This window comes from Lactobacillus colini, from assembly GCF_017874575.1.
GTDB lineage: Bacteria > Bacillota > Bacilli > Lactobacillales > Lactobacillaceae > Lactobacillus > Lactobacillus colini.
The window spans coordinates 115,344-136,115 of record NZ_JAGGLU010000005.1; the positions used below are offsets into that span (position 1 = coordinate 115,344).

The 20,772-nt window shown below is 35.8% G+C and carries 17 protein-coding genes and 1 other RNA gene; 16 read left to right on the forward strand and 2 right to left on the reverse strand.

Annotation, left to right across the window (positions count from 1 at the left end):
* Nucleotides 1–17 precede the first annotated feature (17 nt).
* The 16 genes from parC to J2Z60_RS05900 all read left to right on the forward strand — a co-directional run bounded on the left by parC (nt 18) and on the right by J2Z60_RS05900 (nt 18,604).
* Nucleotides 18–2,501 (forward strand): DNA topoisomerase IV subunit A, encoded by a 2,484-nt coding sequence (parC, locus tag J2Z60_RS05825; RefSeq protein ID WP_209686743.1) that lies wholly within the window; start codon nt 18–20, stop codon nt 2,499–2,501.
* Between the two features lie 141 nt (nt 2,502–2,642).
* Entirely contained in the window at nt 2,643–3,578 is a 936-nt protein-coding gene (locus J2Z60_RS05830) for a LysR family transcriptional regulator (RefSeq protein WP_209686744.1), read from the forward strand.
* 85 nt (nt 3,579–3,663) lie between these two features.
* Nucleotides 3,664–4,599: a manganese-dependent inorganic pyrophosphatase gene (locus tag J2Z60_RS05835; RefSeq protein WP_209686745.1), complete on the forward strand. Its 936-nt coding sequence runs from the start codon at nt 3,664–3,666 to the stop codon at nt 4,597–4,599.
* 135 nt (nt 4,600–4,734) lie between these two features.
* A complete protein-coding gene (locus J2Z60_RS05840) occupies nt 4,735–6,108 on the forward strand; it encodes an FAD-dependent oxidoreductase (RefSeq protein ID WP_209686746.1) in 1,374 nt (457 codons plus the stop codon).
* A 506-nt stretch (nt 6,109–6,614) separates the two neighbouring features.
* Nucleotides 6,615–7,031: a MerR family transcriptional regulator gene (locus tag J2Z60_RS05845; RefSeq protein WP_209686747.1), complete on the forward strand. Its 417-nt coding sequence runs from the start codon at nt 6,615–6,617 to the stop codon at nt 7,029–7,031.
* 123 nt (nt 7,032–7,154) lie between these two features.
* Complete coding sequence (locus J2Z60_RS05850; RefSeq protein ID WP_209686748.1) at nt 7,155–8,195, forward strand: alcohol dehydrogenase catalytic domain-containing protein; 1,041 nt, start codon at nt 7,155–7,157, stop codon at nt 8,193–8,195.
* Nucleotides 8,196–8,225: 30 nt separating this feature from the next.
* On the forward strand, nt 8,226–8,762 hold the full coding sequence (locus tag J2Z60_RS05855; RefSeq protein WP_209686749.1) for an NAD(P)H-dependent oxidoreductase: 537 nt from the start codon (nt 8,226–8,228) through the stop codon (nt 8,760–8,762).
* Between the two features lie 157 nt (nt 8,763–8,919).
* Complete coding sequence (locus J2Z60_RS05860; protein ID WP_245328734.1) at nt 8,920–9,819, forward strand: LysR family transcriptional regulator; 900 nt, start codon at nt 8,920–8,922, stop codon at nt 9,817–9,819.
* Nucleotides 9,820–10,030: 211 nt separating this feature from the next.
* Entirely contained in the window at nt 10,031–11,263 is a 1,233-nt protein-coding gene (locus J2Z60_RS05865; RefSeq protein WP_209686751.1) for a lactate oxidase, read from the forward strand.
* 35 nt (nt 11,264–11,298) lie between these two features.
* Nucleotides 11,299–13,104 carry a pyruvate oxidase gene (spxB, locus tag J2Z60_RS05870; RefSeq protein ID WP_209686752.1) on the forward strand — a complete coding sequence of 602 codons (1,806 nt, stop codon included), beginning with the start codon at nt 11,299–11,301 and terminating at the stop codon, nt 13,102–13,104.
* Nucleotides 13,105–13,138: 34 nt separating this feature from the next.
* Entirely contained in the window at nt 13,139–13,882 is a 744-nt protein-coding gene (locus J2Z60_RS05875) for a PAS domain-containing protein (protein WP_209686753.1), read from the forward strand.
* Nucleotides 13,883–13,977: 95 nt separating this feature from the next.
* Entirely contained in the window at nt 13,978–15,168 is a 1,191-nt protein-coding gene (locus J2Z60_RS05880) for an acetate/propionate family kinase (RefSeq protein ID WP_209686754.1), read from the forward strand.
* Between the two features lie 184 nt (nt 15,169–15,352).
* Nucleotides 15,353–15,711, forward strand: an RNA gene (gene rnpB, locus J2Z60_RS05885) — RNase P RNA component class B.
* Nucleotides 15,712–15,777: 66 nt separating this feature from the next.
* Nucleotides 15,778–16,923, forward strand: coding sequence for a THUMP domain-containing class I SAM-dependent RNA methyltransferase (locus J2Z60_RS05890; protein WP_209686755.1), 1,146 nt, complete (start codon nt 15,778–15,780; stop codon nt 16,921–16,923).
* Nucleotides 16,898–18,130 (forward strand): metallophosphoesterase family protein, encoded by a 1,233-nt coding sequence (locus J2Z60_RS05895; protein ID WP_209686756.1) that lies wholly within the window; start codon nt 16,898–16,900, stop codon nt 18,128–18,130. The genes J2Z60_RS05890 and J2Z60_RS05895 overlap by 26 nt, the downstream gene beginning before the upstream one ends.
* A gap of 18 nt (nt 18,131–18,148) precedes the next feature.
* Nucleotides 18,149–18,604, forward strand: a complete 456-nt coding sequence (locus J2Z60_RS05900) for a DUF441 domain-containing protein (RefSeq protein WP_209686757.1) — start codon at nt 18,149–18,151, stop codon at nt 18,602–18,604.
* A 42-nt stretch (nt 18,605–18,646) separates the two neighbouring features.
* On the opposite strand, the gene J2Z60_RS05905 is transcribed toward J2Z60_RS05900, so the two are convergent.
* Both J2Z60_RS05905 and J2Z60_RS05910 read right to left on the reverse strand, forming a co-directional pair.
* Complete coding sequence (locus tag J2Z60_RS05905) at nt 18,647–19,693, reverse strand: SEC10/PgrA surface exclusion domain-containing protein (RefSeq protein WP_209686758.1); 1,047 nt, start codon at nt 19,691–19,693, stop codon at nt 18,647–18,649.
* A 78-nt stretch (nt 19,694–19,771) separates the two neighbouring features.
* Complete coding sequence (locus J2Z60_RS05910; RefSeq protein ID WP_209686759.1) at nt 19,772–20,701, reverse strand: DegV family protein; 930 nt, start codon at nt 20,699–20,701, stop codon at nt 19,772–19,774.
* Nucleotides 20,702–20,772 lie beyond the last annotated feature (71 nt).

Genomic DNA, 20,772 nt, shown 5'->3' on the forward strand with positions numbered 1-20,772 from the left:
GAGGGTTATTAATTTAGATGGTAAAAACACAAGAACGAATCAAAGAGTTACCACTTGAAGAAGTAATGGGAGAGAGATTCGGGCGCTATTCTAAATATATTATTCAAGAAAGAGCCTTACCCGATATCCGTGATGGCTTAAAGCCTGTTCAAAGGCGCATCTTGTATGCTATGTATAAGGATAATAATACTTATGACAAGCCATATAAAAAAGCAGCTAAGGCCGTTGGTAATGTGATGGGTAACTTCCATCCACATGGTGATAGCTCAATTTATGGTGCCTTAGTCCACCTATCTCAAGATTGGAAAATGCGTGAGCCATTAATTGAGATGCATGGAAATAATGGCTCAATGGATGGCGATGGTCCAGCTGCTATGCGTTATACAGAGTCAAGGTTAAGTAAGATTTCTAATCAATTATTGCAAGATATTGATAAAAATACTGTACCGATGATTTTGAACTTTGACGATACTGAATATGAGCCTACTGTACTTCCGGCTCATTTTCCTAACTTATTGGTCAATGGTTCAACGGGAATTTCAGCTGGTTATGCGACTGAAATTCCACCCCACAACTTAGCCGAAGTGATTGATGCTGCGATTTATTTATTGAAGCATCCAAATGCAACCACTGAGGACTTAATGGAGTTTGTTAAGGGGCCTGACTTTCCAACTGGTGGTTTAGTTTTGGGTACTAAAGGAATTAAGGAAGCTTATGAAACTGGCCGTGGAAGGATACAAATAAGATCTAAAACTGCTATTCAAGATATTAAGGCTCATCGTCAACAGATTGTAGTTACTGAAGTTCCTTTTGGTGTGAATAAGGCCTTAATGGTCAAAAAGATTGATGAAATTCGTTTAAATAAAGAAATTGATGGCATTGCCGAAGTTAGGGATGAAACAGACCGTCATGGCTTATCAATTGTGATTGAATTGAAGAAAGGCGCCGACAGCCAAAATATCCTAAATTATCTATTTAAAAACACTGACTTGCAAATTTCTTACAATTTTAATATGGTCGCAATTGATCATATGGCTCCGGTTCAAGTAGGATTGAAAAGAATACTTACTTCGTATTTAGAGCATAAGAAGGAAGTTGTTACTAAGAGGACAGAATTTGATCTTGCTAAGGCAAAGCAACGATTAGAAATTGTTGAAGGATTGATCCATGCCCTTGATATTCTTGATAAGGTAATCAAGACTATTCGCTCATCTAAAGATAAGAAAGATGCTAAAGAAAACTTAGTCAAAAAATATAGCTTTACTAGTAATCAAGCTGAGGCAATTGTATCGCTGCAACTATACCGCTTAACTAATACTGACGTTGACCAGTTAAAAGATGAACAGGCCGATCTTAATGATAAAATTAAGACATTCAATGAAATATTGAATGATAATAAAGTATTAGAAAGAGTTGCAATTAAAGAATTACGTTCTGTTAAAAAGCATTTTGCTTCAGATCGTAGAACTGAAATTACCGACAAGTCTGAGAAGATTGAAATCAATGAAAAGGCTTTGATGACGGACGAAGATGTTAGGGTCTTAGTTAGTGAGCAAGGCTATCTGAAGCGTTCATCACTGCGATCATTCCAATCAACATCTGACCAGGAAAATGGCCTGCCAGATGGTGATAGGGTAATCTTTGAAAAGACGACTTCTACTTTAAGTAATTTATATATTTTTACCAATCAGGGGAATGTAATATTCAGACCAGTTCATGAATTAATTGAAACTAAGTGGAAAGAAACCGGTCAACACTTATCCCAAGAAATAGGTTTATCTTCAGAGGAAAAGATAATTAATGTGTTTGAGGTTAAAGACTTGCACCAGAAGTTAAACTTCCTGATTGCAAGTAATGATGGTTATATAAAGCAATTACCATTAAAAGACCTACAGCCAACTAGAACCTATAAGTCACGTGCCATGGTCGCTATGAAATTAAAGCAGGATAGCAGCATAGTTGTAGGAGTTAGCAGCTTAAACCCTGAAAAAGATTATGATATAACTTTAATTACTAATAAAGCTTATGCTGTAAGATATAAGACTAGTGAAATCCCAACTAGCAGCGGGCGTGCAGTGGGTGTCAAGTCTGTTAACTTGAAAGATGAAGACTTTGTAGTAGGGTATGGAGTAGTACTACCAGAATATGTTGATTTAATAAAGGTCGGCTTAATAACTCAAAGAGGAGCCTTTAAGCAATTTAAATTATCATTAGTCAATGAAGTTACAAGAGCTAAGCGTGGAGTATTAGTCTTAAGAGAATTAAAGACTAAGCCTCACCGCATTAGTGCGATAGCCTGGTATGCTCAAAATCATGAATTAGAGTTAAAGACTTCTAGTGATCGCCATATTACCATCGCTACTAATGAATTCCCATTAGGTGATCGCTATTCAAATGGGTCATTCATATTGGATACAAAGACCGATGGAACACCGATATCACTGCATTTAGGGAAGCCACTTCCAACAGGCCGAGAAGACATTAGTAATTTATTTGATTAAAAATAACAAAGGATAAGTAATGATAAATCTCTATTACTTACCCTTTTTATTTAATTAATTGTTGGGCTAATTAATTACCATTATTAATTTATAATGTTATTATATTACTAGAAATTAAGTTTATTAAGGTGGTGTTACGAAATGAAGTCTAATCCAGACGCTGTGCTTTCCGCAAAGTCACTCCACTACTTTCTACAATTGATAGAAAATATGAGCTATACCCAAACTGCTAATAGTTTAGGCATTACTCAGCCAGCTTTAACTCAGCAAGTTAAAAAGCTTGAGCGTGCCGTTGGTGCTCCTTTATTTATTCAAATAGGTAAGAAGTTAACTTTAACTCCAGCTGGTAAAGAGTTAGAACAGACAGCACATAGGCTATTTGAGGTAGTAAATGAATCTGTTGATAAGATTCAACAATATACTGATTCAAAATCAGGACATATTTCAATTGGTATTTTGGATGTCATAGAAACTAAGGTCATTGAAGATTTTTTGATCTATTATCATCAAAAGTATCCTCATGTAACAATTTCAACTGCATTTTATAATAGGGGCAACTTATGGAGTAAGTTAGATAATGGTGAAATTGATCTTGCTATAACTTACTTACCTGATAACAGTCTTTCTCAAGATACAATGAAGGGATATTACATTAAGAAAATTTATTCTGATTCATTGGTCTTCTTAAGTAGTAATTCAGGTGATGAAAAGTTAAATAATGAGAAGTGGGTATCTTATCCTAAGAACTCTTATTTGCAGCAAGTGTTAAAGCATTACTATAAGCTCAATGAGTTTAACAATACGCCAGAAGTTGCAGCTCGATTCCTAGTGACAAGTCAATTAGTTAAATTTGCTCAAGCTAATAAAGACTATAATGCCTTTGTAACTAATAGTTTTTATCAAGTTCATCACCGTGAGATAACTATGCAACCTGTCAAGTTGAATCCGATAATCTATTTTGATAGCAACTTTGTTTCCAAGAAGTTCAAATTGGAAATACCAAGAATTAAGCAATTTTTGGTTACTTGGGATAATTACCTTGCTCAAAAAGACTATGCCTCACGGCTCGATGCCTGAGAAACTTCGAGTTGATTATTGACCCAGACAAGATATACTGCAATAATTAACTTAGTTACTTTTTTACAAGGAGTTAGATTAAACAATGACAAAAGAATTTGTTTTTGGACATCAAAACCCAGATACTGATGCGATCGGTACTGCTATTGCCTATTCATATTTACAAAATAAGTTGGGCTATGACACTGAAGCTGTAGCATTGGGTGAACCAAATGACGAAACTCAATATGCTTTAGATAAGTTCGGATTTAAGGCACCGCAAGTTATTGAAACTGCCGCTGATAAGGTAGATTCAGTAATGCTTGTTGATCACAATGAACCTCAACAGAGTGTTTCTGATATTGATAAGGTAAAGGTTAGCCACGTTGTTGACCATCACCGTATCATGAACTTTAATACAGCAGATCCATTATATTACCGTGCAGAGCCTGTTGGTTGTACTAGCACTATTGTTTGGAAGATGTTTGGTGAGTATGAAGTAGAGATTCCTAAGAATCTTGCTGGCTTAATGCTTTCAGCAATTATCTCTGATACTTTGCTTTTGAAGTCACCTACTACAACTGATGATGATAAAGAAGCTGTTAAGGCCTTAGCTAAGATAGCCGACGTTGATTATCAAGAATACGGTTTAGCTATGCTCAAGGCTGGTACTAATATTGCTGATAAGAGTGAAGAAGAATTAATCGACTTAGATGCTAAGAGCTTTGATTTAGCTGGTAATAATGTCCGTGTTGCCCAAATTAACGTTGTTGACTTACCAGAAGCTTTGGAAAGAAAGGATGCTTTCTTAAAGGTAATGGAAGAATCTTCTAAGAGTAATGGCTATGACATGTTTATGTTGTTGATTACTAATATTTTAGATTCTGATTCTGAAGCTTTAGTAGTTGGTAGCGATGAAAACAAGGCTAAGTTTGAAGCTGCGTTTAACGCTAAATTAAGTGAAAATGAAGTTAAGCTACCTGGAGTTGTATCTCGCAAAAAGCAAGTAGTACCTCCATTAACTGAATCATTTGAAGGCTAATATTATTTTAAGGCATCCTTATGTGAGGGTGCTTTTTTGTATACAAAAAGAAATTTTGTAGGCAAAATATTTTAAATCGCTTCCAAGGTGTTTTAAGATAGGGTTATGAAACTGAATAAGAGGAGGAATTTCTTTATGAATAAGCGTAAAGTAGTTATCGTAGGTGCATCACACCCTGGTCACGAGGCAGCTAATGAATTGTTAGACAAGTATGATGATGTTGATGTGACAATTTATGAAGCAAGTCATTTCGTGTCATTTATGTCTTGTGGGATGAAGTTGTTCTTAGAAGGCAAGACAACTGGACAAGATAATGTGCGTAACTTTGCTCCTGAAGACTTAGCTAAGCGTGGAGGGCAAGTGATCGCAGATAGTTTAGTAACTGCTGTTCATCCTGAAAATAAGACTATTAGTGTTAAACATACTGATAGCAATCAAGAAGAAACAGTTAGCTATGATAAGTTGATTATCACCTCTGGAGTTAAACCGGCTAACCTTCCTGTAGCAGGTAATGACCTTGAAAATGTCTTTTTAATGCGTGGTTACGGCTGGGCAAGCAAGATTAATGAAGCTTTACATGATGACAGCATTAAAAACATAGTAGTTGTTGGAGCTGGTAATGGTATATCAGCTGTTGAAGCTGCTAAATTAGCTGGTAAGAATGTAACTTTAATCGATGCTGGCGATCGTCCATTAGGTAACTACATGCCAAAAGCATTCACTGATGTGTTTGAAGCTGAATTTAAGAAAAACAATGTTCAGCTATTAATGAACACTAAAGTAGAAAAATTTGAAGGAAAAGACGGCAAGTTAACAACAGTAGTAACTGATCAAGGTAATGTAGATGCTGATTTAGTAATTGTTACTGCTGGTATTAAGCCAAATACTGATTGGTTAAAAGGTTCAATTGAACTTGCTAAAACTGGTTATGTTCAAACTGATGAATACTTTAGAACTAGTGCCCCAGATGTATATGCTATTGGGGATGTAATTTGGCCATATTCTATTCCAGGTAATGTCCACATGCCAGTTCCATCAGCATCAGCTTCTCGTCATGAAGCCCAATATTTAGTTGATCACTTATTTGAAGCTAAGCCAACCCGCCCATTTAGGGGCTTAGTTGGTGCTCAAGTCCTTGAAGCATTCGATGCTCATGCAGCAATCACAGGTCTTAATGAACGTTCACTCAAATTCTTAAATGTTAATGCTGCTATAGACGTATATGAAGATCACTTACGTCCAGCTTATATTCCTGAAGAAGATAATCCTAAGGTACACGTATATTTAATCTTTAATAAAGATAACCATCAAATCTTAGGTGGTGGAGTATTGTCCAGCTATGATATAACAGCTCAAACTAATGTCTTGAGTTTAGCTATTGGACAAAGGCTAACTTTGGAAGACTTATCTGAACAAGACTTCTTCTTCTCACCTTCATTTGATCGTCAGTGGAGTTTACTTAACTTAGCAGCTCAACATGCTTTAGGCTGGGCACCATTTGATCGTTAAAATAAATTTTACTTTCTTTTTAATCTATTCCTTTATGCTTTTATAGCAAAACTTATACATAACGCTAATAACATTAATTAAAAAATCTCACTTCGATAGAGTTAGTCGAAGTGAGATTTTTTAGCTAAATGGAATGGATTGAATATAATGCCAAATTGACAAAGGCAAAATTTGGTATAAAATATGTGTCAATAAACCTGCTAATTTAACTTGAACATAGTTGAATTGTTTACTTTTATAATATGAGGTGATATAAATGGTACAATTTATAACAAATGCTATTTTAATAGCTGTAGGTCTTGCAATTTATAATATAGCTAAGTTTTTTGTTCTGAAGCTAATAAAAAAGTAGCTTAATGTTAATTTCAAAGAGAAAGTATTTAGAAATTTAGTAATCTCTAGATACTTTCTTTTTTTATTTATGCTTGACTTAGAGTTAACTCTAAGTAATAAGATATTAATTGTATTCAAAGTCTATTAGTTTTAATAAAAGAAGGAGGGATATTATGCCTAATCTAACAATTATGCAAGTTGCCGAAAAATACGATCTAAAGCCAGACACGCTTAGGTACTATGAACGAATTGGATTATTACCAAAAGTGCCACGTAAGAAAAATGGTAATCGCTATTATACTGAAGGGATGCAAGGATGGATCGAAATGATTGTTTGCTTGCGTCATTCAGACGTACCAATTGAAGCTTTAATTGACTATGCTGAAATGCTACGCCAAGGAGATGATACTTTAGAAGCTAGAGAAGATTTATTAAGGGAACAGCTAGCTAATATCGAAGAGAAGCGTCATAATCTCGATCGATCAATTAAACGACTTAAGCATAAGATATCATTATATGAATCTGGTAAGATCAAAGAAAATAAAAGTTATTTTGAAGAATATAAGATTCTTGATGATAATAAAAATTAAAGAATTGTTTTTCTATACTTTTTGTCTATGAATTAGAATACTATTTAAGTATTTCACAGATTGATGTTCTATAGATAAACTAATAATAGAGCAGTCTGTTAAGAAGGGAGACTTATTTTATATATGAAAGATGCAAGAATAGCGCAAGCAGGACAAATTGTTATTAAAGATGAACCAAAGCCTGTAATTAAAAAATCTGATGATGTAGTTATTAGAGTAATTAGAACTTGTGTTTGTGGATCGGATTTATGGGGATACCGAGGAATCGATGGTATTGAAACTGACTCACAAAACTCTGGTCACGAAGCGCTTGGTATGGTTGAAGAAGTGGGCTCTGATATAACTTCTGTTAAGCCAGGCGACTTTGTAATAGCTCCTTTCACACATGGTTGTGGTCAATGTCGTGCTTGTTTAGCTGGATTTGATGGAACTTGTATGAATCATCAAGATAATTGGAGTGATGGCTACCAAGCTGAATATATTCGCTTCCAACATGCTCAATGGTCATTAGTTAAGGTGCCAGGTAAGCCTAGTGATTATTCAGAAGGGATGCTTAAATCTCTTTTAACTTTGGCTGATGTAATGGCAACTGGTTATCATGCAGCTCGTGTCGCTGCCGTTAAGCCAGGTGATACAGTTATAGTTTTAGGTGATGGCGCTGTTGGTCAATGTGCAATTATTGCAGCTAAGATGCGTGGTGCTAAGAGAATAATTTCTACTAGCCGTCACCCAGATCGTGCAGCTTTAGCCCAGGAATTTGGGGCAACAGACAATGTAGCTGAACGTGGTGAAGAAGGCATTGCTAAGTTATTAGAATTGACAAATGGTGGTGCTGACGCTGTTTTGGAATGTGTTGGTACTGAATTATCTAATGAAGAAGCTATGAGAGTAGCTAGAAGTGGTGCAATTATTGGTCGTGTTGGGTTACCACATGGTAGTAAAATTGATCCAGCTGCAACTTTTTATAGAAATGTTATTTTAGCTGGTGGTCCTGCTTCTGTTACTACTTATGATAAGGATGTTTTGCTTAAAGCAGTGCTTGATGGTGAAATTAATCCAGGTAAAGTATTTACTAAGACCTTTACACTTGATGAAATTAATGAAGCATACCAAGAGATGGCCGATAGAAAAGTTATTAAGTCTTATATTAAGGTAAGTGACTAAAATTATTTAATAAAATTGAGGGAGTTAGATTTGAAAACTATAGTACTTTTATTTCACCCTGATATAAAAAATTCGCATGTTAATAAAGCTTTAGTTGATGGTTTGGATAACGATATTAAAGTTAGAGATATGTACAAGTTATATCCTGACTTTAAGATTAATACTGAAAAGGAAAAACAAGTTTTATCAGCTGCAGATAGAGTCGTGTTACAATTCCCAATGTATTGGTATGGCGCGCCTGCACTAGTTAAGCAATGGGAAGTTGATGCTTGGGAAATAGGTTGGGCCTATGGTATTGGTGGGGATGCACTAAAAGGAAAAGAACTATTAATTGCAGTATCACCAGGTGCTGATAATTATGGTCATGATAAATTTGCTAAATATACGGTTCATGAGTTATTGCGTCCCTTTCAAGCTACTGCTAGGCTGATTAATATGAATTATCTAGTTCCGTTTGTGACTATAGGAGCTAGTCATATTGATAATGTATCTTTAGCAGATCAAGCTAAGAAATACAATGAGTATCTTCATCAAGATCATATTTCAGTCTTGTCTGATTTTGAGTAAAGTATTATCGAAGTCGTGTAGAAGATTAATGTTAAATCCGTTAGAATTTTTAATTCTAGCGGATTTTTTGTTTGCATTTTAGGATAACTTTTTTATATCGTAGGGCAATTTATTAGTATAATAAGAAGCAGAAATATTTTAGGAGAATTATCAATTGATGAACTTGCAACATTTGATTTACTTTTGTGAATTAGTAAAGAACCCTCATATGCCCTCAGTTGCAGAACAGCAACAAGTTTCTCAGTCTACTTTAAGCTATGCTATTAGTAAGTTAGAAGACGAGCTCGGTGTTCCTTTATTTGAGAAGAGAGGGAGACATTTAGCGCTGTCTATTTATGGTAAGCTATTCTATCAATATGCACTAACGGCGGTAAATAGTTTAAAAGTAGGTAAGAATAAAGTAATTGATCTTAGTTTAGGACAAGTAGCCAAGTTAAGATTAGGTATTGGTAATATTATTGATGGTGATTTCGTAACCGGCTTAATAACTGAATTTCATAAGATTTTTAATAAGAATAAGGTAACATTTGATATTAATCATGGCACTGCAATAGACTTACTAAAAGCAGTTAAAGATGACCAGATTCAATTAGCGATTGTGCCGATGGTTAATGAAGATTTAAAAGTTTCGGAATTAAAGTCAATTCCATTGTTTAAAAGACACTTTACGGTGGCTTTACCGTCAGATCATCCCTTAACTAGTCAGAATATAATTACTTTGAAAGACTTAATTGCATATCCTGTTATTGGCTTCTCTGACTTGAGCGGAATTAGGCCGAGGTTAGACCAATTATGGAAAGAAAATCAGCTTACAGTTCATTATACTGCTGAAGCAGATGATATCAGGACAATCTTAGACTTAGTTAGAGCAAGTAATAGTGTGGCATTAGTGCCTAAACTTGAAAATCAACCAACCGATGGACTAGAGTATCGTGATTTATTAGAAGATGAAACATACACTATATCTTTAGTCGAAAAGAAGCAGGAATTTACTCCTAGAACAGTACAATTATTTGAAGATTGTGTTAGAGAATATTGTAATGAAAGGAGAATATAAATTTTAAATAATTCAAAAAAATATGCTTTTTTTAAAAAATATAAACCGAAGTATTATGGCTTTTAAGTCGATCAATCTAATAATTAAATTGATTGATTTAATTATTTCTATTTTTAATTATTAAATATAATGGTAATTTATATTATGTAATAAGTAAGCGTTATCATCAAAAGACGCAAGTTATATATTTAATTGATAATAGGTGATAAAAATGACATATTACTATGAGGGTTTTCCGCAAAGTGAACGGGACGAATATATCAAGATGGTCAATGTTGATCAGCTCGAAGAAGAAGTAAAAAAGATAATGCCTGAAGGTGCTTATTACTATATTGCGTCTGGTTCTGAAAATGAATGGACCTGGCGTAACAATACTACTGCCTTCAATCACTATCAAATAGTACCTCGTGCTTTAACTGATATGGATGATCCACAAACTGATACTGAGTTTTTGGGTATGAAATTGAAGACACCAATCATGATTTCACCAATTGCTTGTCATGGTATTGCTCATAAAGATGCTGAAGTAGCTACCCAGAAGGGTGCAGCTGCAGCGGGCGCACTATTTTCATCAAGTACTTATGCAAATAAGAGTGTTGAAGAAATCGCTGCTGCTGCTCCTGAAGCTCCTAGACTATTCCAGTTATACTTATCTAAAGACTGGAAATTTAACGAAATGGTCTTTGATGCTATTAAGAAGGCTGGCTATAAGGGTATTCTTTTAACAGTAGATGCCTTGGTTTCAGGATATAGAGAAGCAAACATCAGAACTAAGTTTACTTATCCAGTTCCACTTGATTTCTTTACTCGTTATTCTGGAGCCAAAGGCCAAGGCCAAAGTGTTGCTCAAATGTACGCTGCAAGTGCACAAAAGATTGGTCCAGAAGATGTCAGACGCATCAAGGAAATGAGTGGTTTGCCAGTTATTGTAAAAGGTGTATGCTGCGCAGAAGATGCATATAAGGCTATAGGTGCAGGGGCTGACGGTATTTATGTTACTAACCATGGTGGTCGTGAGATTGATGGCTCACCAGCTACTATTGACTTATTACCTGAAATTGCTGCTGCAGTTAACCACCGTGTTCCAATTATCTTTGATTCAGGTGTACGTCGTGGATCACATGTATTTAAGGCTTTGGCCTTGGGTGCTGATATTGTAGGTATTGGTCGCCCATATCTATACGGTTTGGCTTTAGGCGGTCCTAAAGGTGTGGAAAGTGTGCTCAACCAGCTCAATGAAGAATTGGTAATTGATATGCAGCTGACAGGATGTAAGACAATCGAAGATGTTAAGCATGCTAAGATTGCTCACATTCCTTACACTGCTGACAACTTACCTTCAAATACTTCACCAGCAGTTGTGAAGCCATACCCTAAGACTGATGAAAACCAAATCAAGACAGTTGGCGATTCAGATGCGGTATCTGGTGCTTCAAAACACTAATAAATTGAAACTCAAAATTAAAGGAGATAAAAATTATGACTAAAATTAATGGTTCAGATGCAATGTTTCAAGTGTTATATGACTGGGGAATTGATCATGTTTATGGTTTCCCAGGTGGTTCATTTGACTCAACTATGAATGCTATTCATAACTGGAAGAACAAGATCAAGTTTATTGAAGTTCGTCATGAAGAAGCAGGTAGTTTAGCAGCAGCTGCAGAATACAAGTTAACTGGTAAAGTTGGTGTATCATTTGGTTCAGCTGGTCCTGGTGCTGCTCACATGTTTAACGGTTTGTACGATTCTAAATTTGACAAGACTCCAACAGTTACTATCATTGCTAATGTTCCAACTAGTCGTCAAGATATTGACTTCTTCCAAGCATTTGATGAAAATAAGTGGTTCACTGATGTAGCTGTATGGTCAGCACAACCTAAGACTGCTGAACAACTTCCAATGTTGATGGATGAAGCAATTCGTCAAGCTTACGCAAGAAAGGGTCCTGCTGTCTTAATCGTATCTAAGGACTTAGGTTGGACTAAGATCGAAGACAACTTCCGTGTAAACAAAGATGCTATGCCTGAACCTAACTACCCAGCACCAACTAGTGAATCAGTTGAAGAAGCTGTAAAACTTATTAAAGAAGCAGAAAATCCAGTTATCTACTTTGGTAACGGTGCTAAGGATGCTGGTGAAGAATTAAAGGAAATGTCTGATAAGTTCAAGATGCCACTTCTTTCATCATACCTTGGTAAAGGTGTTGTTGAAGATGCATTCCCAGCATACATGGGTACTATTGGACGTATTGGTTCAAAGGCTCCTAATGATATTCAAATGCATGCTGACTTAGTTGTTTGGGTAGGTAATAACTCACCATTCTCAGTATTATGGTTTAACAAGAATGCTAAAGTTATTCAAATTGATACTGATCCAGCTAAGTTTGGTAAGCGTCATGCTGTAAATGTTTCAATGCTTGCAGATTCTAAGAAGTCACTCCGTGCTTTGATTGATGCTGGTGAAGCTCGTGAAGAATCACCACTTTACAAGGCAGCTATTGCAGACCGTGAAAACTGGGATGCATGGGTAGATAGCTTCAAGGATTCTAAGGAATCACCTGTTCGCCCTGAACCAATTTGGGATGTAATTAACAAAGAAGCCGCAGACAATGCAGTATTTGCAATTGATGTTGGTAACGTAAACATGGACCACGTACGTCACCTTAAGATGCACGGCGACCAAAAGTGGACTACTTCCGGTCTTCACGCAACTATGGGTTACGGTGCTCCAGCAGCATTAGCAGCAGCAACTGTTTATCCAGATCGTGAAGTATGGCAATTAGCTGGTGATGGTGGCTTTGCTATGATGAACCAAGAACTTTTAACTATGGCACGTTACAACATGCACGTATTAAACGTTGTATTTACTAATGAAACTCTTGGTTACATTCAAGCAGAACAAGAAGATGAATCTAACCAACCATTATCTGGTGTTATCATTCCTGACAATGACTGGGCAAAAGTTGCTGAAGGTATGAATGTTAAGGGTGTAACTGTACGCACTAAGGAAGAATTCGAAGCTGCAGTTAAGGAATGGAAGAAGATGGACGGCCCAATGCTCATCGACATCAAGTACACCCATGAAATGCCTTACTCAACTGAATTGAACACTCTTGATGATCCAGCATTCGTTAAGAAGTATCAAGCAGAAGACTTGAAGCCATTCAGTTACTTCGCTGAAAAGTATGGTTTACAAGCTGATACTGCAACTGGTGCATCACAACACGAAGAAGAACCAGAAGAAGTTGAAGAAGAAGATGCTTCATCTGGTGCATCACAACATTAATTTGTAATCAGTTAAGAAACTATAAGGAGAAGTTATGGCAGAACCAAAGTGGTTAAAAGACATAAATCCAGAAGACTACATGAAGGAAGACTTTGATGCTACTGGCAAGGGTAAATACACTGTCGAAGGCATCGATAAAAATGATCCTGATTGGCTAGAAAAGGCGGCTAAGAAAGTTAACGCTGCTGAAGGTGATGACTACGTTAAGTTAGACGCTGGTTTATTAACTGTTAAGCAAATTAATCAGATGCTCAAGCGTGCATTTGGTGAATTAACATTTGTTGATGAAAACAATCAATTCTTGTGGTACAACAGAACTACTAATGACAACAAGAAAATGCTTGCAGGTAGGACTCCAGACCAAGTTGGTGATACTATGGGTAATGTTCACCCTAATGTTCGTGATGTTATTCCACAAGCTAAAAAAGTTGTCTATGCTCTACGCCATAAGGTTGGTGGTCATGACGAAGTTATGATGCCTGTACCATTTGGTAACCGTCATAAGATGATCTTACATGATTACAAGCGTGTTGAAGATGAAGATGGCAATTACATGGGTATCTATGAATGGGTGCAAGACTTATATCCATTTGTTAAGTACTTCTGTGAAACTACTGGTCAAAAATTAGTTGATGATCCAGATGCTATTAGTGGCGCAACTTTCAAAAAGGATGAAGATGCTGTTTCCAGTGCTTCTACTAAAGCTGAAGCTGAAAAAGTTGAACCTAAAGTAGAAGAAAAAGAAACTGATACAACTTCAGGTGCGTCTCATCATTAATGGTTAATTAAATTAAGTTTGAAAGCAAGAAACCATGGTAAGCTTTATGGTTTCTTGCTTTTTTGTTATAAAAATTCGAAATATTGGAGGATTTTATGGATAAGGTTTTAGCAATTAATTCAGGAAGTTCTACTTTTAAGTTCAAGTTATTTTCCTTGGATAATGAAGCTGTTTTAGCAGAGGGAATGGCTGATCGTGTCGGATTAGATGATTCAACATTCAATGTTGAGCTATCTAATGGTGAAAAGCATATGGCAAAAATTCCTGTTCCCGACCAAGAAAGGGCAGTAGAAATATTGCTTAATACTTTAAAGGAATATCATGTAATTGATGATTTTAGTGAAATTGTAGGTGTAGGTCATAGAATTGTTGCTGGTGGTGAATACTTTAAAGATTCAACTATTATTGATGAAACAAATTTACAAAAAATCTTCGACTTAAAAGAATATGCCCCTTTACATAATCCAGCTGAAGGTAATGGAATAAAGGCTTTCATGAAGCTTTTGCCTGGAGTGCCGGAAGTTGGGGTCTTTGATACTTCATTTCATCAAACTATGGATCCAGTTCATTACTTATACTCAGTGCCTTATAAGTGGTATGAAGATTATGGTGCTAGAAAGTACGGTGCTCATGGCACTTCTGTGCGCTATGTTACAAGCAGAGCCGCCGAAATGTTAGACAAGAGTGCCGACGAATTGAAGTTGATTGTTTGCCATCTTGGGTCAGGCGCTTCAATTACAGCTGTAAAGAATGGCAAGTCTTATGATACTTCTATGGGATTTACTCCTTTGGCAGGCGTAACGATGAGTACGCGTTCAGGTGATGTAGATCCATCACTACTTCAATTTATTATGGAAAAAGAAAATCTTTCAATGGATGAAATGATTGAAATATTAAATCATAAATCTGGCTTGTTGGGAATTTCAGGTATTTCTCCAGATATGAGAGATATTAAGAGTCATATTGATGAAAAGCAAGCTAAACTTGCTAGGGATATTTTTAAGAATCGGATAATTCGTTATGTTAGTTCATATATAGCTGAAATGAATGGCGCAGATGCTATTGTCTTTACTGCAGGTGTAGGCGAGCATGACCAAGATTTGAGAGAATCCGTAATGAAGGGACTTAAGATATTTGGTTTAGTACCTGACATTGAAGCTAATAAAGAGAATGGCGAAAAGTTTATCACTAAGATAGATTCTAAGATTCAAGCTTTAGTTATTCCAACTAATGAGGAATTAATGATTGAGCGCGATGTTGTTCGCTTGGCGCATTTAAAAGCATAAAATATCATATGATAAAAATCAGGATTCATATTATTTTGGATCCTGATTTTTATTAAGTGATATTGAATAAATAAAAGTGTTACTTTAACAAATAATAAAAATAAAAAGAAAAAAGCTTTTTTGCAAGCAAAAAAGCAGCACACAAGCCAAAAATTCGAAAAAATTATGTTATAATGATACTGCAAGTTTTGAGCAATCGCGGTTAGCCCTGAGCTAACTGAGGAAAGTCCACGCTCGCACGAGCTGTGATGCTCGTAGTGTTTGTACTCAGCCCAATAAGCTGGGGGATCGTAAGATCACGGCGGAAAAAGCGCTAAATCTTCGGACATGCGTTACTATCCTGAAAAGTGCCACAGTGACGAAGCAATGGAAGAAATTCTGTTGGTGGAACGAGGTAAACCCTGCAAGCGGGCAACCCAAATTTGGTAGGGGCGTCTTGTCTATGGAACTGAACTAAAGACAAGGTCATTTTTTAATGAAGATAGATGATTGCTGAAGACAAGATTATCCAAGTCTTGTTGGAACAGAACGTGGCTTATAGGAACTTGTATGGTAGGTTGAGCTTTGTCTCAACCTTTTTTTATAAAAAATAAAGGGTTGAAAATCATCATGGAAAAATATCATTTATATGCGACTATGGGAGCAGGATTTGAAAGTGTTGTTGCCAAAGAACTGCAAGACTTAGGTTACAATACTCAGACAGAGAATGGACGTGTCTTCTTTGAAGGAACTCAAGCTGATATTGTCAGGACTAATCTTTGGTTACGTAGCGCCGATAGAATAAAAATATTACTTAAGGAATTCAAGGCATTTGACTTTGATACCCTATATAATGAAACATATGATTACGATTGGGCGTTGCTTTTACCAGTAGATGCGCGTTTTCCTGTAAAGGGACGTAGTGTACGAAGTAAGCTGCATTCTGAGCCTGATGTACAATCAATTGTCAAAAAGGCTATTGTTGACAAACTAACAGACCAATATCGTCGACGTGGATTCCTACCAGAGAGTGGTACTGAATATCAGCTTGATGTTCATATTTATAAAGACAGGGTTCGTTTAAGTCTAGATACTACTGGTCAAAGTTTATTTAAGCGTGGCTATCGAGTAGAGCATGGTGGGGCTCCTTTAAAGGAAAACTTTGCTGCTGGTTTAATTAAGTTAACGCCATTTGATGGTAGTCATCCATTCATCGACCCAATGACTGGTTCAGGTACACTAGCAATTGAAGCTGCTCTAATTGCTAAGCATGTAGCCCCAGGAATTTGGCGTAAGTTTGCTTTTGATAATTTCGATTGGTTTGACAAAAAATTACATTCAGAATTATTAGAGGAAGCCAAGGATCAGATTGTCGTCGACCATGCGCCTATCTGGGCGAGTGATATTGATCAATCTATCTTAGAAATTGCTAAAGTCAATGCTCACAACGCTGGTGTCTTGCAAGATATTCGCTTTAAGCAAGTTGCCGTTAAAGATTTCGCAACTGACCTAGAAAATGGAATAATTGTCGCCAATCCACCATATGGTAAGCGATTAAAAGATCGCCAAGCAGCAGAAAAGATTTACGAAGAGATGGGAAAGACTTTACGTCCTTTAACCAGCTTTAGCCAATATTATCTTACTTCAGATCGCCAATTTGAGCAGTTCTTCGGGGCTAAGGCTACTAAAAAGAGAAAGTTTTTCAATGGTAATTTAAGAACGGATTATTACCAATATTGGGCGAATAAAAATGATTACACAAGAAAAAAATCCTAAGTTTTGGGTAATTTCAGATACTCATTTGATAGCTAAAGACTTACACGATAATGGGCAGGCATTTGCTCAAATGCAAAAGACCAGTCAAGGTAAGGATTTATATTATCAAGAAGAAGCGTTGAGTAATTTTGTAAAAATGGCTAATGAAAAAAAGCCAGCCGCAATAGTAGTATGTGGGGACGTTACATTTAATGGTGAGCGTATTTCAGCGCAAAAATTTGCCAAGATATTTTCTAAATTAACAGATACTAAGTTACTTGTCTTACCGGGTAATCATGATATTTATGATGGCTGGGCACGTGAATTTAAAAATAATAAACAATATTATACTGGTCAAATATCTCCTACGTTTTGGAGGGATATTTTTAAAACTAGTTATGCTGGGGATGTTAGCGAAGATGCTGGTTCTTTGGCCTATAGTGTGCAATTTAATCCTGATTATCTTTTTATCTGTTTGGATTCAAATTATTATTCAAATGAAGAGAGTTCTACAGCACCAGCTACGGCAGGTAAGATTGGGCAAGATCAGCTTAGTTGGCTAAAAGAGCAACTTGAATGGGGACAACAACAAAATTTAAAGTCAATCTTATTCATGCATCATAATTTATATGCTCATAATAAGTTAGTAAATAAGAATTATGTTGTGGATGATACGGCTAAGTTAAGACAATTGTGTAAACAATATGATGTGAGATTAGTATTTTCGGGACATATTCATGCGCAACATATTATGCCACCGCAAAATAATATTCCTACAACAGAAATAGTTACTTCTAGCTTCTGCACTACCGATCAAGGATATGGCGTTATTGAAGTATCGCCGAATGAGTTAAATTATCAGCGCTGTAGTTTTGATATGACACCATATTTATCTGATAGAGAAAAGAAAAACTGGACGTTAACTCATTTCCGCAGTTATTTAAAGAATTTGCAATTAGGCGCTTTAGCTACTGAGTTAGTTCAAAGTGAATTGAAGAAGGATCCTCAGGGATTAGATCTTGTTAGAGAAATGGGTCATATCTTTGGAGGAATAAGCTACAACTTCTTTATTGGTCAAAATCATATTAGTTATGAGCAAATTGATCATCTTCATGCTTCACCAGCTTATCAAAAACTAATTAATGATTATCCAAGACATGCAGCTTATTTAAATTCACTCTATGATACAAGTCAACACAGTAATTTAAAAGTTATAATCAAATATTAATTTAGTCTTGGAGGAAATATGGAAAGCTGGTTATTTTTATTTTTAGTATTAGTTGTTGCCTTAGTAGGGAAGAATGTATCCTTAATTATTGCTACTGCAGTTGTAATGGGGTTGAAATTACTCCCTTTTACATCAAAGCTACTTCCAATAATTCAATCTAAAGGCATTAATTGGGGTGTAACTGTCATTTCTGTTGCAATTTTAATACCTATTGCGACAGGACAGATTGGATTTAAAGATCTCGTACATACCTTTAAGACGCCTGCTGGTTGGATTGCAATTGCTGCCGGAATTGCAGTTGCAATCCTGTCCCGTTATGGGGTCAATCAATTAGCCGCAGTTCCTCAAGTGACTGTTGCTTTAGTGTTAGGAACAATCATTGGTGTAGTAGCCTTTAAAGGAGTAGCTGCTGGGCCAGTAATTGCCAGTGGTATGACCTTTGTGATTATCAGCTTATTAAATTTACATTTTTAATCAAAATAAAAAGACAGTGTTCTCTGTCTTTTTATAATGCAATTATTCCCAAGAACCGCTATGGTATAGGTCTACTGCAAAGCTAGGGACACAAACAAAATGCAAGCTGTAGGCTTTGCCTTTTTTTGAGATACTAAAGCCAAAGTAGTCCCAACTTCCATCGTGTTTTGAACCTTGAGTATTAAAGATAGAAGCTGCATGTTGCCACTCTACGTACTTGCTAGTGTCACTTCTCCCTTGTTCGCCACTACCAGCATAGCCAAAGATCATTTGCTTTAAACTAAAATAGATATTCTTCTTGAGCTTAGTCATAGTGATGGTGTTCGTATTAGAGAGAAAGCCCGCCATATTCTCAACGTAGTTATCTTCAATTAATGGACCGAAAAAGCCATTCTTCTTGCAAGCCTTAGTAATCCCAGTAATATAGTGTCCACGTTGATCCGCGATGCTCCAATTAGCTAACTTATATTGATTAGCTATATCATTGGCTAATGTTTGTGCACTACTACTGTACTGCCATGCTGGTAAGTTTAGTTGACTACGCACTTGATTAATTAACTTGACGGTATAGTTAGCAAGTTCTCTTTTTTGCGTGTTAGTCAACTTGTCTAGCTTAAGTTTAGTCTTATCGTCTTTTTTGCTTTCAGAAACATTAGCTAAACGAGAGAAGTTATTTTTATTCATACCATCAATGCAGGCTTTTTTAAATTTAGCGGAAGGATGACCTTTAAATGCAGTAAGTAATTCACTGCGAGTATAGCCATTAGGTAAGGCCAAGCTAGCTTTTTGATAAACTTTTTTTGATTTAGCCTTATTTAAAGATATGTACTTTTTTAAAATCCAAGCTTTTTTAGAAGGAATATAGTAAGCATCATAATTATGTTCGCCTATCTTTATCTTTTTACCTAAAGAGTAGTGTACTCGCTTATTAACTGAAAGATACTTACCCGTTTTTTTGCCATTTGCGTAGTATAGAGGGGCTTTTTTAATAACTGTTAGTGTCTTAGAAGCAGCTTGAGTCGTTGAAGAATAAAAGCAACCACTTAAAGCTAAAGTTCCTAGTGCGGAAATAAATATTTTTTTATTCATAATAACCTCTTTGTCTAAGAATGGATCTTTCTCACCCATATTCTAGCAAATTTTAAATGAAAAAGACTGTGAAAGATCTTAATTATCAACTACTTCTGAATGAACTTGACTGATAGAAAGAGGTTTACCATTTTTGTCAAAGTAAGATTCAATATTCCTACACCAGATCATAGCGATAGCATGTTGCCCAACATGGACACCAACTACTGGTCCAATAATACTAGAATAAAAATTAACATCAGGAAAGCGCTCTTTATAATTAGATAGCCAGTCGTTTTCACGATTTATATCATCTGCATGAAATATAGTAGCTTGTACTGGATAAGAAAGATCAGAAATTAATTTTGAAAAATCTTTTTCAATGTGATTATAAGCACGACGATATTTTCTTTCCTTGGCGATAGCAGAGATCTTTCCTTTATTTTGTACATCAATTGACAAAATTGGGCTAATTTTCAATAGTATACCTACGAAGCTAGCAGCGTTTGAAAGACGACCAGTGCGCTTTAAGTGATTAAGATTATCAACAATGAAACGCACATCAGTGGTATTACGCAGGTCCTCTAGGTCATGCATTATTAAGTCTATCCCAGCTCCAGCCTTAATTAATTTAGCAGCAAGTAAAGCCGCGTCAGCTTGACCCGCACAAGTAATCTTAGTATCGAATGGATGGATTTTGATTCGATTTTCTTCATTTGCAACGCTAACAACATTGCTATAAAAGCTGGATAGTCCACTAGAAATGGTAATTACAATTAAGTCTGTGTAACCTTGTTCAACATATTGATCTACATATTTTTTAACAGCACCAATTGAGGGTTGAGAAGTTGTTGGTAATTCTTTAGAAGTATTTAATTTCTGGTAAAATTCATCAAAACCAATATCAACTAAATCATAATATGTTTTTTGATTCCAGATAATTGGTATTGGGATAACGCTAATATTATATTCATTGCATTGCTCCTTAGTTAAATATGCTGAACTATCAGTTAAAACACCTATTTTCATTCTAATAGATCCTCCCTTACTTAGTTAAAAGTATAAGTATTAACATTATGGTACTTATTTTAAAACAAATA